A 13,927-nucleotide genomic window follows, 5' to 3' on the forward strand; every position below is an offset into this window, starting at 1 on the left:
CCTCGGTTGCGTCCACGGGACCTCCTCCACGGGTGTAGTTGCACAGTACAACTTGAGGATGGGGTTGTGTATGCCAACCAATTCCGAGAAGAGCGGAAGGCGCGGACACCGCGAGGGTAGAGTTGCCACTTCCATGACTTCTCTCTCCGCCTCCTCCTTCGACTCGGTGGTCGCCGCGCTGCGTGCCGCCGGTTGTGTTTTCGCCGAGGACGAAGCCCAGTTGCTCCTGGACGCCGCGGGCACCCCGGAGGAACTCGCCGCCATGGTGGACCGCCGCGCCACCGGCGCCCCGCTCGAACTCGTCGTCGGCTGGGCCGAGTTCCGCGGCCTGCGGATCACCGTGGCACCCGGGGTCTTCGTGCCGCGCCGCCGCACCGAGTTCCTGGTCGAACAGGCCCTCGCCCACGTCCCGGACGCCGCCGTCGTCGTGGACCTGTGCTGCGGCTCGGGCGCCGTGGGCGCCGCCCTCGCCGCCGCGCTCACGGGTGCCGAACTGCACGCCGCCGACGTCGACCCGGCCGCGGTGCGCTGCGCGGTCCGCAACGTCGCCCCCTTTGGCGGTCACGTCCACGAAGGCGACCTCTACGCGGCGCTGCCCGAGCGGCTGCGCGGTCGCGTCGACATCCTCGCGGCCAACGTGCCGTACGTGCCCTCCGGCGAGGTCGCGTTCCTGCCCGCGGAGGCCCGCGAGCACGAGCCCCTGGTCGCCCTGGACGGCGGCGGCGACGGGCTGGCCGTGCTGCGCAGGGTCGCCGCCGAGGCCCGCGCATGGCTCGCCCCGGGCGGCTGCCTGCTGGTCGAGACGAGCGAACGGCAGGCTCCCGCGGCCCTGGAGGCCTTCACCGACGGCGGACTGACGGCCCGCGTGGCCGTCTCCGAGGAGTGGTACGCCAACGTCGTGCTGGGCCTCAACCCGGCTGCTGCACACGGGCGATGAGCAGGGCCACGTCGTCGGAGTTGTCCGGCTGGTGCAGGGTGCGCAGCAACAGGTCGCACACCTCCTCCAGCGGACGGTCGGGGCCGTCGAGGAGGTCCAGGAGGGCGTCCAGGCGTTCGTCGAGGGGATGTTGGCGGGTCTCGACCAGCCCGTCCGTGTAGAACACCAGACGGTCGCCGGGTTCCAGGTCGACGGTCGTGGTGGAGAAGGCGACACCGCCCACGCCCAGCGGCGCCCCGGTCGGCAGGTCGAGGAGTTCGGGCGCCCGTCCGGCACGCAGCCGTACGGGGGGCAGATGGCCGGCGTTGGCGATCCGGCACTGGCGCAGACGCGGGTCGTGGACGGCGTAGACGCAGGTGGCGATCGAGTGGTCGAGGTCCTGGGTGATGCGGTCCAGGTGCTCCAGGAGGCGGGCCGGTTCGAGGTCCAGGGAGGCGAGGGTGTTCGTCGCGGTGCGCAGCCGGCCCATGGTCGCGGCGGCGTTGATGCCGCTGCCCATCACGTCCCCGACGACGAGCGCCGTCTTGCAGTCGTCGAGGGGGATCACGTCGAACCAGTCGCCCCCGACCTCGGCGGTGGCCCCGGCCGGCTGGTAGCGGGAGGCGACCTCCAGGCCGCCGGTCACCGGCGGGTGGCTCGGCAGCAGACTGCGCTGGAGGGTCAGGGCGGTGTCGCGGGCGTTCTGGTACCAGCGGGCGTTGTCGATCTGCACGGCCGCGCGGGCCGCCAGCTCCCGGGCCAGCAGCAGGTCGTCCTCGCTGAACGGCAGCGGGTTGCGGGTGCGCTTGAGATCGAGGGCGCCGAGGACCTCGCCGCGCGCGATCAGCGGGACGGCGAGATAGGAGTGGACGCCCGCGCGGGCCAGCAGCCCCGCCGCCTCCGGAGAGCGGGCGATGCGGGGCAGGTCCGACTCCTGGACCTCGGCCACCAGGACCGGCCGGCCCGTGCGTACGCACTCGGTGACAAGGCGGTCGGGGCCGTACCGGGCGACCTGCCCGGGCGGGTCGGCGGCCTCGAGCGCCACCGAGGCGTGGTGCGCCCGGACCGCGAGGGCACGGATCACGGCGGGCTCGGTGGGACCGAGGCTGCTGCGTCTGCCGTCCACCACCGCCTCCAGCAGATCCACGGCGGCGATGTCCGCGAGCTCCGGCACGGCCACGTCGGCCAGCTCGCGGGCCGTGCGGTCCAGGTCCAGGGTGGTGCCGATCCGGGCGGAGGCGTCCGCGACGACGGCGAGCCGGCGGCGGGCCGACTCCGCCTCGACGGCCGCCCGGTGCTGCTCGGTGATGTCCACGACCGACATGGCCACGCCCAGCACCGTGCCGAGCGTGTCCTCCAGCCGGTACAGCGAGACCGACCAGGCGTGCTCCTCGTTCGGGTCGGCCGGGGTACGGCCGAAGGAGTGCTGGTCGACGAGCGGACGGCCGGTCTCCAGGACGCCGCGGGCGGCGGTCTCGACGGCGTCCACGTCGATCTCGGGCAGCACCTCGCGCATCGTGCGGCCGATGTGCTCCTCGGCCGGGACACCGTTGAGCCGTTCGAGCGTCGGGTTGACCGAGACGTAGCGCAGGTCGGTGTCCAGGACGGCGAGCCCGATCGGGGACTGGGAGATCATCCGCGTCGACAGCGCCACGTCCCGCTCCAGGCTGCGCACGGTGGTCTGGTCGGCGGCGAGACCCAGCGCGTACACGTCCCCGCGGTCGTCCAGCAGCCGCATGTTGCGGAACTCCACCAGGCGGGTGCCGCCGTCCTTGCGGCGGATGGGGAAGGCGCCGGCCCAGCCCTCGCCCGTGGCCATGACGTCGGCGAACAGCTTGACCACCAGGTCGAGGTACTGCTCGTGGACCATGATCCGGGCCGCGAACTGCCCGAGCGCCTCCCGCGCCGTGTAGCCGAACAGCTCCTCCGCCTGGGGGGACCACAGCACGATCCGCCCCTCGGCGTCCAGGACGACCGAGGCCACGCCCAGCACGTCGAGCAGTCCGCTGGGCTGCACCGCCCCGCGCACCGGTCCGTCGCCCTCGGCGACCGGAGTCCCGGCTGCACTCATCGCCCGCACCGCCTTCGACCGTCCACACGGCACGTCGTCCCCCGTGCCGACTCCCCTGTTCTACCGCGCCCAACCGCCGCGGGAGCACCCCCGGCGCCCTCTTCCACCATCCCTCAACACGCGCGAGCGCGTCCGGCGACGGTAGCAGGGCGGTCCCGGGGGGCCGGGGAGGCCGTCTGCCGGTGCGCGAGTGCCGAGCCCGCGGCTGGTCCGGTGCGGACAGTGATGCTTTTCTGGGGATGTGGCGCGGTTACCGGGGAACCCGCGTCATCGCGCCACTGCCATGAGAGGAGCCATCGTGATGGACCGATCGCACGCGGAGTCCGTCTCCATCGAGCTGAGCGGATGCAACAAGGAGGACGCCCGGATCGTGTTCGACACGCTGTCCACGTGCTTCGAGTCGGACCGGGGGGCCGACGACGTGCCCCAGCAACTGGACGAGTCACGGCCGATGGTGTGGCTCGGCACGTTCGAGGTCACCGAGACGCACGACTGCCCGGCGCCCGCGAAGCTCTCGTCGTCGGTGGAGGCCGACGCGCAGGGCGGCTACTGGGCCGTCGAGCGCCTGCGGGCCACCCTGGACTCGCTGTTCACCGTGCGTGAGCTCTCCTCGACGTCCGGGGACCAGGAGCGCCAGCTCCACCTGCGCCTCGAGAGCCGCTGAGCCGAGCAGGCCAGTACGGCACGCCGGTGCACGGCGTGGATGACGGGCGGGTCCGCCACGCGGGCCCGCCCGTCGTCGTCGACGCCCGGATCACCCCCGCCTTCCCGTGGTCGAGGTGGTCCGTATCACCCTCCCGACTTGTGCAACTAGTTGCATAAAGGCGCGGTGGTCCTCTACAACAAGAGGGCAGACACCGCCGCCACGGAGGGCCCGATGAGCCGTTACCCCCACCTGCTGAGCCCGCTGGACCTGGGCTTCACCACGCTGCCCAACCGGGTCCTCATGGGCTCCATGCACGTAGGCCTGGAGGAGGCCGAGCGCGGCTTCGAGCGGATGGCGGCGTTCTACGCGGCACGCGCGCGTGGGGGAGTGGGCCTGATCGTCACCGGCGGTATCGCACCCAACGACGCCGGGCGCCCGTACGAGGGCGGCGCGAAGCTCACCACCGACGCGGAGGCCGAGCAGCACCGGGAGATCACCGCGGCCGTGCACCGCGAGGGCGGCCGGATCGCGATGCAGATCCTGCACTTCGGCCGGTACGCCTACCACCAGGACCTCGTCGCGCCGAGCCCGATCCAGGCGCCGATCAGCCCCTTCCCGCCGCACGAGCTCACCGACGCCGAGGTCGAGCAGACCATCGACGACTACGCCCGCGCCGCCCGCCTCGCCCGGCAGGCCGGTTACGACGGCGTGGAGATCATGGGCTCCGAGGGCTACCTGATCAACGAGTTCATCGCCGCCCAGACCAACCACCGCACCGACCGCTGGGGCGGCTCGTACGAGAACCGGATGCGGTTCCCCGTCGAGATCGTGCGGCGGGTGCGCGAGGCCGTCGGCGAGGACTTCATCATCATCTACCGGCTGTCCATGCTGGACCTGGTCCCCGGCGGCTCCACCCACGACGAGGTCGTCACCCTCGCCAAGGCCGTCGAGGCGGCGGGCGCGACCATCATCAACACCGGCATCGGCTGGCACGAGGCCCGCATCCCCACCATCGCCACCTCGGTGCCGCGCGGCGCCTACGCCTGGGTGACCAAGAAGCTCATGGGCGAGGTGAGCGTCCCCCTGGTCACCACCAACCGCATCAACACCCCCGACCTGGCCGAGGGACTGCTCGCCGACGGATACGCGGACATGGTCTCGATGGCCCGTCCGATGCTCGCCGACCCCGACTTCGTCGCGAAGGCCGAAGCGGGCACGCCCGAGGCGATCAACACCTGCATCGGCTGCAACCAGGCCTGCCTCGACCACACCTTCAGCCTCCAGATCACCTCCTGCCTGGTGAACCCGCGCGCCTGCCACGAGACCGAGCTGGTGCTGTCGCCGACCCGGCTGAGGAAGCGCGTCGCGGTCGTCGGCGCGGGCCCGGCGGGCCTGGCCTGCGCGGTCTCGGCGGCCGAGCGCGGCCACGACGTCACCCTCTTCGACGCCGCGAGCGAGATCGGCGGCCAGCTCAACGTGGCCCGCCAGGTCCCTGGCAAGCAGGAGTTCGACGAGACCCTTCGCTACTTCCGCCACCAGCTCGACCGGCACGGCGTGGACGTCCGCCTGAACACCTGGGTGGCCGCGGCGGACCTCGCCGGTTACGACGAGGTCGTCGTCGCCACCGGCGTCACCCCGCGCACCCCCGACATCCCCGGCGTCGACCACCCGAGCGTGGTGGGCTACCTCGACGTCCTGCGCGACAGGGTGCCCGTCGGCGCCCGGGTCGCCGTGCTCGGTGCGGGCGGCATCGGCTTCGACGTCGCCGAGTTCCTCACCGACGGCGGCGACAAGGCGCACGAGGACCCGGCCACCTACTTCCGCCTCTGGGGCGTCGACATGGAGCACACCGGACCCGGCGGCCTCACCGCCCCCGAGCGCCCCGCCCCGCCGCGCACCGTCCATCTGCTCCAGCGCAAGGCCAGCAAGGTCGGCGCGGGGCTCGGCAAGACCACCGGCTGGATCCACCGCACCGAGCTCAAGCACCGCGGCGTGCGCATGGTCCCGGGCGTGCGCTACGACCGGATCGACGACGCCGGGCTCCATGTCACCGTCGGCGAGGAGAGCGCGGTCCTGGAGGTCGACACGATCGTCCTGTGCACCGGGCAGGAACCGCGCCGGGACCTGTACGAGGAACTGGTCGCCGCCGGTGTGAGCGCCCACCTGATCGGCGGCGCCGACGTGGCCGCAGAACTGGACGCCAAGCGCGCCATCAAGCAGGGCACCGAGGTCGCGGCCGCCCTCTGAGGGCCCGCCACGCCGTCCCTAGGATGACCCCATGTCACTCCCGCACGCGATCCTCACCGCCCTGGTGGAAAAGCCGTCCTCGGGACTTGAGCTGACCCGGCGTTTCGACCGGTCGATCGGCTACTTCTGGTCGGCGACGCACCAGCAGATCTATCGGGAGCTGGGCAGGCTGGAGGCCGAGGGGCACATCAGAGCGCTGCCCTCGGAGCAGCCGGCCCGCGGGCAGAAGAAGCGGTACGAGGTGCTGCCGGCGGGCCGGGACGAACTGGCCCGCTGGACCGCGGCCTCCCAGGACCCGCGGCCGCACCGCGACACCCTGCTGCTGCGGATGCGGGCGGCGGCCGTGGTGGGCACCGAGGGCGTCGAGGCGGACCTGCGCCGCCATCTCGACCTGCACCGGCGTCAGCTGGCGGAGTACCAGGAGATCGAGCGGCGGGACTTCCCGCCGGGCAAGGACAGCCCGCAGGACCGGTTGCAACATCTGGTCCTGCGGGCCGGCATCGATCTGGAGACCTTCTGGACGCGGTGGCTCAGCCACGCGCTGGAGGAGTTCGCGCACCTGTCCGGTCGGCCGGACTAGGGCGGGTTGTGAAAGTGGCCTCGTCGCCCGGAGGGCGGCCGCGCGGCGTTCGGTGCGTGCTCTCGGCGTGCCGCCCGGAAGCCCTCGTACTGGGCGTACTCGGGCTTTCGGGCGGTGCGGCGAGAGTGCGTGCCGGGCGTCGCGCGGCAGAGGCCACTTTCACAACAGGCCCTAGAGGCGGTGCGGCTTCGCGCGGCGGCGCAGGAACCAGGCCGCCGCGATACCGCCGGTCCCGACCAGGGCGGCGCCGACACCGAGGGTGACGGGGCCGTAGTCCTTGATGCCGCCGCCCACTCCGCCCATGACACCCCGTGAGGGGGAGGCCGTGGCGGAGATCGTGGGGGTGGAGGCGGTCGAGACGATGACCGACTGGGTGCCCGCGGTGTTGTTGTTCGAGCACATGACGATGACCGTGTAGGTCCCGGGGCTGACGTTCGACCAGGCGGCCGACTGCAGGGCGCTCGTCCCGGACAGCGTCACCTGGCGGCCCTGGGCGAAGTTCGCCTGGCTGCTGTTCAGGAGCGAGGCGGTGCCCCAGTTGCCGCCGGCGTCCTGGGTGCAGGCGCTGGTCGTGACGGAGACCGTGGATCCGGTGGTGCTCACGGAGATTCCCGAGGCCGCGACCGCCGGTACGGCGGCCAGGGCAGCGGCGGCAGCCGCGGTCAGGCCGGAGCGGAGGAGAAGCTGACTAGTACGCATGGACTGCCCTCCGGCGACACGGTCGGCGGAACATCCCTGGCGCCGCCGAGGGTCGGGAAACGCCCGTGCGCCTCAGGGGCAGCCAATGCCCTCGCGGGCCGCGGCGCATCCGGACGGCGCCCGTGCGGGTGACGGACTCCCTCGGCCGGCTCAGGCGGGCGGTGCCGTCACGGCCCCGAGCCTCCCGTGGTGACGGCCCGCTCCGGTGAGAAGCCGCCCCACGTCCCGTCGGGCAGCCTGGCCCGGATCCGGACCCGGTGCGTGACCCCGGCGTCCCGGCCCACGTAGAAGCTGTAGCTCGCCCGGTCGCTCGGCGGGCTCCCGCCGAAGACCAGCGAGGTGGCCGGTCGGCCGTCGAGGTGGACCTGGTACTCGGTGACCGCGCCGTCCGCGCGCGGCGGCACCCAGGAGAGGTCGAGGTAGTACGCTCCGTCGTCCGCGAGACGGGTCACCGCGCGGAAGCGGCCGGGGGCGGTGCCGCCGCCGGAGTCGGCGGCCGGCGCGGTGGTGAGGCGGACGGCGGTGCTCGCCGGGGAGACGTTGTCGGCCGCGTCCCGGGCCCGCACGGTGAAGGAGTACCGGGTGCCCGGCCGCAGCCCGGTCACCACGGCCGCCGTCTGGTTCCCGCCGACACTGTGGATCTTCGTGCCGCCCTGGTGGATGTCGTACGACGTCACGTCCCGGTCGTCCGAGGCCGCGGACCACGACAGCTGGACCGCTCGGCTGCCGATCGCCCGGCCCTTGGGATGCCCGGGTGCCGTCGGCGCCCTCCCGTCCGCGGTGACGGCCGCCGGGGTGGTCGCGCGGACCTCGCCGCTGCTCGGGCCGATCCGGCCGTCGGCGTCCCGGGCCCGCACGGTGAAGACGTACACGGTGGACGGCCTGAGCCTGGTGACGTCCACCATGTGCGCGGAACCCGGTACCTCCTTCACCTTCGTGGTGCCGCGATATACCTCGTAGGCCTCGACGCCCGGACCGACCGCGTTCCACATGACGTGCACACTGGTCGCGCTCCCGGCCTCGGCGGTGACGCCCACGGGCGCCGCGGGAAGCCGCCCGCCCTCCTCGCCGCCGCCCCGGCCGCAGGACGCGACCAGCGTGATCGTCGCGCAGAGCACGAGGAAACGGCGCACGGTACGGCCTCCCCGGTGACGGTATTGGTCCGGACCAATATGGCGCCGTGGACGGGGACGGGGCAAGAGGGCCGCAGTTGGTGGGCGGCCGGGACGGTTACGTATGCTGAAGCTCCTCGCGCATGAACTCCCCTTGAGAGCTCGGGAGTTCATGCCGTTGGCGCGGACCGCTGTCGTCGCTGTTCCCGCGCCGGACGCGGGCGGCCGGGCGGCCTGAGCCGACGCGGGCTCAGGTGCCCGGCCCCTGTCCGCGGTTCGGTACCCGGCCGCCCCGGCAAGGGGCGTGCACCGTACGGCCCTCTACCGGTGGCCGCATCTCCGACAGGGCATCAGATTTGGCTGAGTGCCCGTCAATGTCCACCCGGAGAGGGTCCTTTATCGTGCGTGCCCAGTCACTGACGCTGGCCGCGGCCGGTGCCGCCCTGCTCGCCCCGACGATGACACCCGCCGCCGAGCCACAGGCGCGGCAGGAGACGGTGGTGCGGCAGGAGGCGGTGGTGCGCCACGAGGGCGACGTCCGCGCCGCCGACCTGCTGGCCATGGTGCGTGACTGCGCCCCCGTCTCCCGCGGCCGCTACCGCAGCGATGCCGGCCGGCCCGCGACCATCCGGGTCTGCGGCACCCGCGAAGCCGTCTTCTGGAAGGCGGACATGGACATCGACTGCGACGGCCGGCCGGGCCGTCGCTGCAACCGCCGCACGGACCCGCTCTTCAGCGACACCACCGCCTACCAGCAGTCCGACGGCCGCCACCTGAAGGCCGAACGCCTCCCCTTCATCGTGGTGCCCACCCCGAGCCGGATCTGGGACTACCGCGCGAGCGGGATCCGCGGCGGGTCGGTCGCGGCCGTCGTCTACAAGGACCGGGTGCAGTACGCGGTGGTGGGTGACGTGGGCCCGCGCGACATCATCGGCGAGGCGTCCTACGCCAGTGCCCGGGCGCTCGGCATCCGGCCAGACCCGCGCGGCGGCGGCACCGACTCCGGGGTCACCTACATCGTCTTCAAGGACTCGCAGGTGAAACCCATCGAGGACCATGACGCCGCCGTCGCGACGGGGGAGCGGCTGGCGCGGTTGTTCGTGCGGGGCCGGTAGGCCCCGGGGCCGTGCCCCGGGAGCCCTCACCGCGTGGTGGGCCTGCGTCCCCGGTTCCAGGTCAGGTCTTCCGGTAGGTGTACGCCTCCGAGGCCGCCGCCTCCACCGTCGCGAGGTCGGCGCCGGTGGCCGCCGTGACGACCGCCGCGACCGCGCCCTCCACGAACGGGGCGTCCACCAGACGGGTGTTCTCGGGGAGCTCGTCGCCCTCCGCCAGCAGCGCCTTCACGGTGAGCACGGCGCTGCCCAGGTCGGTGAGGACGGCGACCCCGGCCCCGCGGTTCACCGAGGCGGCCGCCGCGGCGATCAGCTCGGAGCTGGTGCCCAGCCCACCGCCCTCGGTGCCGCCGGCCGGGGCCACGGGGACCGTCACGCCGCCGCCCGCCAGCCCCGTCGCCAGCTCCGCGACCGACCTGGCCACGTCGGCGCTGTGCGAGACCAGCACGATGCCGACCAGCGCGCCGTCACTCACCGCTCGCCTCCACGAGCGCCGCGATCAGCAGCGAGGCCGAGGTGGCCCCGGGGTCCTGGTGTCCGATGCTGCGCTCGCCGAGGTAGCTCGCGCGCCCCTTGCGGGCCTGTAGCGGTGTCGTCGCCAGCGCGCCCTCCTCGGCGGCGGCCCGCGCCGCGGCGAAACCGTCGCCGAGCGCCTCCACGGCCGGTACCAACGCGTCGATCATCGTCTTGTCGCCGGGCGCCGCACCTCCCAGCGCCCTGACCGCGTCCACCCCGGCCCGCAGCGCCTCGGCGAACCGCTCCTCGCTGACCTCCGCGTCGTCCCCGAGGGCCTTGCCGGTACGCCGCAGCAGCGTGCCGTACAGCGGCCCGGAAGCCCCGCCGACCGTGGAGATGAGCTGCCGTCCGGCGAGCGTGAGCACCGCTCCCGGCGTGGCCGGGGCGTCCTTCTCCAGTACCGCCGCCACCGCGCGGAACCCGCGGTGCAGATTGCTGCCGTGGTCGGCGTCACCGATGGGCGAGTCGAGGGCGGTGAGCTGATCCGCCGCACGGTCGACGGACGCGGCGGTCGCCGTCATCCATCGGTGGAAGAAGTCGGCGTCGAGCACGGGATCTCCTTGCGTGGTAGGTACGTTGACTGCCCGCTGTCTCACATGCCCCAGCGCAGCCCCGCCGTCCGCACCGGCGCGTCCCACAGCCGCAGCAGCTCCTCGTCGACCTGGCACAGCGTGATCGAGGCGCCCGCCATGTCCAGGGAGGTGACGTAGTTGCCGACGAGGGTGCGGGCCACCGGGACCCCACGGTCGGTGAGCACCCGCTGCACCTCGGCGTTGAAGCCGTACAGCTCCAGCAACGGGGTCGCACCCATGCCGTTGACGAGGAGCAGCACCGGGTTGCGCGGGGTCATGTCCTCCAGGATCGCGTTGACCGCGAAGTCGGCGATCTCGCCCGAGGTCATCATCGGCCGCCGCTCCCGGCCCGGTTCGCCGTGGATGCCGATGCCCAGCTCCAGCTCGCCGTTCGGCAGGTCGAAGGTGGGGCTGCCCTTGGCGTAGGTGGTGCAGGCGCTGAGCGCGACGCCGAAGCTGCGGGAGTGGTCGTTGACCTGACGGGCGATCGACTCGACGCGCTCCAGGGGCTGACCCTCCTCGGCGGCGGCCCCGGCGATCTTCTCCACGAACAGGGTGGCCCCGGTGCCGCGCCGGCCGGCCGTGTACAGGCTGTCGGTGACCGCCACGTCGTCGTTGACGAGCACCTTCGCGACCTGGATGCCCTCGTCCTCGGCGAGTTCGGCGGCCATGTCGAAGTTGAGCACGTCGCCCGTGTAGTTCTTCACGATGAACAGCACGCCCGCACCGCTGTCCACGGCGGCCGCCGCCCGCACCATCTGGTCCGGGACCGGGGAGGTGAACACCTCGCCCGGACACGCCGCCGACAGCATGCCGGGGCCCACGAAACCGCCGTGCAGCGGCTCGTGCCCGGACCCGCCACCGGAGACCAGGGCGACCTTCCCGGCCACGGGGGCGTCCCGCCGTACGATCACCCGGTTCTCCACGTCCACGGTGAGCTCGGGGTGAGCCGCCGCCAGACCGCGCAACGCGTCCGCGACGACGGTCTCTGGGACGTTGATGAGCATCCTCATGGGTACCTCCTGGTGGCCGCTTCCCCTGCCGACTGATGTCAGCAGTATCGAACGGGCGGTACCCAAAGGTCACGACGGCCTACCGGTACGGCCCGGTGATCCAGGTGCTGCCCCGGCCGCAACGCGCGGATCGGGCCGACTCGTCGCCGAGTCGGCCCGATCCGCGCGGGGAACTGGACTGTTCGATGCGGTTGCGTACGGTCACCCTTCGGCAGACGCGCCGACGGGTCAGCTGCCGCCCGGCCCGCCACTGCCGAACGAACCGCTGCTGCCCTCGTTCCACCGCGGCCGCTCCTGGTCCGAGCCGGTACGGGTGGAGGAGTTGCCGGAGGACGGCATCTCGTGCGGGGTCAGGCGATGGTCGCTTCTGGGCATCTCGTCGGGTTCCCGGTTCTCCTGGACCTCGCGGACGGGGCCGCCCTCGGGCAGCCGTGGCTGTTGTTCCGGGGTGGGCGGCGGGGACTCTCGGCGCCGGAGCCTGGATCCCAGCCAGAAGGCACCGAGCAGCACCAACACCACGGCGAGTCCCGCCACCAGCATGCCGAGGCCCGTCGCGCCCGCGGCCAATGTCATCCCTGCGGTAGTCATGACCGGCGAGTACCCCGGACGCCCCGGGTGAACCAAACCGGAAGAAACCGGCCACGCCCCCGCCCGCGGGTGTTTGACGCGAAGCGGTGCGGCTACCCGCGCGGTGTGACGACGACAGCATCCCAACAGGAGCTCTTCCGGTTCCTGGAGGACCGCTTCGCGTGCGCCCAGGCGTGCACCGAATGTGCCCGGACGTGTGCGCTGCGCGCGAGCCTCGTGGACCCGGACGGAAGCGAGCAGGACGAACTCGTACGACGCAAGGGCATCATGTGCGCGGAGGTCTGCGACGCGACCTGCCGCCTGCTGTCCGAGCAGAACCGCCTGGACGAGAACGGCATCCGCGTCCAGCTGGAGTGGTGCCGGACGGTGTGCCTGGAGTGCGCGCACGCCTTCGACGACCACCCCGGTGGTGAGGACGCGGCGAAGGCCTGCCGGGAGTGCGCGCAGGCCTGCTCGGACTTCATGGCGACCTTGCGCTGACCGGGCGGGCGTCCCGGACGTGCGTTCCACGGTCCTGCCCTGCCGCTGAGCTCGGCCACCGACAGCGGCGGGACGGTCCCGTGTGCCCTCGCCATTCCCAATTTCTGGAACACGTTCTACCGTGTGCGCCGACAGGACCGGTCCCGGGGAGCCTGGAGGCGCCGTGCATCTCGAATACACGCCCGAGCAGCAGAGGCTGCGCACCGAGCTGCGGGCCTACTTCGCCGAGCTGGTGCCCGGGGACTCGCCCGCCCTCCCCGACGGCACCAAAGGGGTGGGAGGCATCGGCGACCGGCGGGAACAGAAGCGCTTCTACCGCGAGATCATCCAGCGGCTCGGCGCGGACGGCTGGCTCGGCGTGGGCTGGCCGAAGGAGTACGGCGGACGCGGCCTGACCGCCACCGAACAGTTCATCTTCTTCGACGAGGCCGCCCAGGCCGGCGTCCCGCTGCCACTGATGGCGCTGAACACCGTCGGGCCGACGATCATGCAGTTCGGCACCGACGAGCAGAAGGCGTACTTCCTGCCGAAGATCCTCTCCGGGGAGATCGACTTCGCCATCGGCTACAGCGAGCCCGACGCCGGCACCGACCTCGCGTCCCTGAAGACGCGGGCGGTGCGCGACGGCGCGGGAGACTACGTCGTCAACGGGCAGAAGATCTGGACCACCAACGGCGACACCGCCGACTGGGTCTGGCTCGCCACCCGCACCGACCCCGACGCCCCGCCCCACAAGGGCATCACCATGCTGCTGGTGCCGACCACCGACCCCGGCTACTCCTGCACCGTCATCCACACCCTCGCCGGGCACGACACCACGGCCAGCTACTACGAGAACGTCCGCGTCCCCGTCACCCGCCGGGTCGGCGCCGAGAACCAGGGCTGGCGGCTGATCACCAACCAGCTCAACCACGAGCGCGTCACCCTCGCCGCCCACGGCACCATGGCCATCCGCGCCCTGCACGACGTCCAGCACTGGGCGATCGAGACCAAGCTCGCAGACGGCCGCCGCGTCGTCGACCTGCCCTGGGTGCGCCGCCTCCTCGCCCGGACCCACACCCGACTGGAGGCCCTCAAGCTCCTCAACTGGCAGATGGTCAGCGCCGTCCAGGACGGCACCCTCACCCCGCAGGACGCCTCCGCCGTCAAGGTCTACGGCTCCGAGGCCCGCCGCGACGCCTACGCGTGGCTGATGGAGATCGTCGCCGCGGCCGGCGCCCTGAAGGAGGGTTCGGCGGGCGCCGTCCTCCACGGCGAACTGGAACGCGGCTACCGCTCCGCCGTCATCTTCACCTTCGGCGGCGGCAACAACGAGATCCAGCGGGAGATCATCTCGTGGATCGGTCTGGGGATGCCGAGGGTACGGCGCTAGCCT

The 13,927-nt window shown here is 72.6% G+C and carries 14 protein-coding genes; 7 read left to right on the plus strand and 7 right to left on the minus strand.

Going from position 1 to position 13,927, the window contains the following annotated elements:
- Nucleotides 1-133: 133 nt before the first annotated feature.
- The gene (locus ACH41F_RS29875) at nt 134-937 is read left to right on the plus strand and encodes a putative protein N(5)-glutamine methyltransferase (RefSeq protein WP_391242508.1); all 804 of its coding nucleotides are present in this window, start codon (nt 134-136) and stop codon (nt 935-937) included.
- On the opposite strand, the gene ACH41F_RS29880 is transcribed toward ACH41F_RS29875, so the two are convergent.
- The gene (locus ACH41F_RS29880) at nt 909-2,987 is read right to left on the minus strand and encodes a SpoIIE family protein phosphatase (RefSeq protein WP_391242511.1); all 2,079 of its coding nucleotides are present in this window, start codon (nt 2,985-2,987) and stop codon (nt 909-911) included. The genes ACH41F_RS29875 and ACH41F_RS29880 overlap by 29 nt on opposite strands.
- A 301-nt stretch (nt 2,988-3,288) precedes the next feature.
- Here ACH41F_RS29880 and ACH41F_RS29885 point away from each other — a divergent pair, with 301 nt between their 5' ends.
- The 3 genes from ACH41F_RS29885 to ACH41F_RS29895 all read left to right on the plus strand — a co-directional run bounded on the left by ACH41F_RS29885 (nt 3,289) and on the right by ACH41F_RS29895 (nt 6,460).
- Complete coding sequence (locus ACH41F_RS29885) at nt 3,289-3,651, plus strand: hypothetical protein (protein ID WP_391242514.1); 363 nt, start codon at nt 3,289-3,291, stop codon at nt 3,649-3,651.
- A 213-nt stretch (nt 3,652-3,864) separates the two neighbouring features.
- The gene (locus tag ACH41F_RS29890) at nt 3,865-5,880 is read left to right on the plus strand and encodes an FAD-dependent oxidoreductase (RefSeq protein WP_391242517.1); all 2,016 of its coding nucleotides are present in this window, start codon (nt 3,865-3,867) and stop codon (nt 5,878-5,880) included.
- A 31-nt stretch (nt 5,881-5,911) separates the two neighbouring features.
- A complete protein-coding gene (locus ACH41F_RS29895) occupies nt 5,912-6,460 on the plus strand; it encodes a helix-turn-helix transcriptional regulator (protein WP_391242520.1) in 549 nt (182 codons plus the stop codon).
- 171 nt (nt 6,461-6,631) lie between these two features.
- On the opposite strand, the gene ACH41F_RS29900 is transcribed toward ACH41F_RS29895, so the two are convergent.
- A complete protein-coding gene (locus tag ACH41F_RS29900) occupies nt 6,632-7,159 on the minus strand; it encodes a hypothetical protein (protein WP_391231726.1) in 528 nt (175 codons plus the stop codon).
- A gap of 167 nt (nt 7,160-7,326) precedes the next feature.
- On the minus strand, nt 7,327-8,292 hold the full coding sequence (locus tag ACH41F_RS29905) for a fibronectin type III domain-containing protein (RefSeq protein WP_398838256.1): 966 nt from the start codon (nt 8,290-8,292) through the stop codon (nt 7,327-7,329).
- Between the two features lie 380 nt (nt 8,293-8,672).
- Between ACH41F_RS29905 and ACH41F_RS29910 the strand changes: the two genes are divergently transcribed.
- Entirely contained in the window at nt 8,673-9,386 is a 714-nt protein-coding gene (locus ACH41F_RS29910) for a glycoside hydrolase family 75 protein (RefSeq protein ID WP_398838258.1), read from the plus strand.
- Nucleotides 9,387-9,447: 61 nt separating this feature from the next.
- On the opposite strand, the gene ACH41F_RS29915 is transcribed toward ACH41F_RS29910, so the two are convergent.
- The 4 genes from ACH41F_RS29915 to ACH41F_RS29930 form a co-directional block, all read right to left on the minus strand.
- Entirely contained in the window at nt 9,448-9,858 is a 411-nt protein-coding gene (locus tag ACH41F_RS29915) for a PTS-dependent dihydroxyacetone kinase phosphotransferase subunit DhaM (RefSeq protein ID WP_398838260.1), read from the minus strand.
- Nucleotides 9,851-10,450 carry a dihydroxyacetone kinase subunit DhaL gene (dhaL, locus tag ACH41F_RS29920; RefSeq protein WP_391231731.1) on the minus strand — a complete coding sequence of 200 codons (600 nt, stop codon included), beginning with the start codon at nt 10,448-10,450 and terminating at the stop codon, nt 9,851-9,853. Before dhaL ends, ACH41F_RS29915 begins: the two co-directional genes overlap by 8 nt.
- A gap of 41 nt (nt 10,451-10,491) precedes the next feature.
- Complete coding sequence (gene dhaK, locus ACH41F_RS29925; RefSeq protein WP_391231732.1) at nt 10,492-11,484, minus strand: dihydroxyacetone kinase subunit DhaK; 993 nt, start codon at nt 11,482-11,484, stop codon at nt 10,492-10,494.
- A 228-nt stretch (nt 11,485-11,712) separates the two neighbouring features.
- The gene (locus ACH41F_RS29930; protein ID WP_391231733.1) at nt 11,713-12,072 is read right to left on the minus strand and encodes a DUF6479 family protein; all 360 of its coding nucleotides are present in this window, start codon (nt 12,070-12,072) and stop codon (nt 11,713-11,715) included.
- Nucleotides 12,073-12,177: 105 nt separating this feature from the next.
- On the opposite strand from ACH41F_RS29930, the gene ACH41F_RS29935 reads away from it, so the two are divergent.
- Nucleotides 12,178-12,552, plus strand: coding sequence for a ferredoxin (locus ACH41F_RS29935; protein ID WP_391231734.1), 375 nt, complete (start codon nt 12,178-12,180; stop codon nt 12,550-12,552).
- Nucleotides 12,553-12,715: 163 nt separating this feature from the next.
- Nucleotides 12,716-13,924 (plus strand): acyl-CoA dehydrogenase family protein, encoded by a 1,209-nt coding sequence (locus ACH41F_RS29940; protein WP_391231735.1) that lies wholly within the window; start codon nt 12,716-12,718, stop codon nt 13,922-13,924.
- Nucleotides 13,925-13,927: the final 3 nt, after the last annotated feature.

This window comes from Streptomyces sp. NPDC020489 (genome assembly GCF_044386545.1).
In the GTDB taxonomy this organism is placed as follows: domain Bacteria; phylum Actinomycetota; class Actinomycetes; order Streptomycetales; family Streptomycetaceae; genus Streptomyces.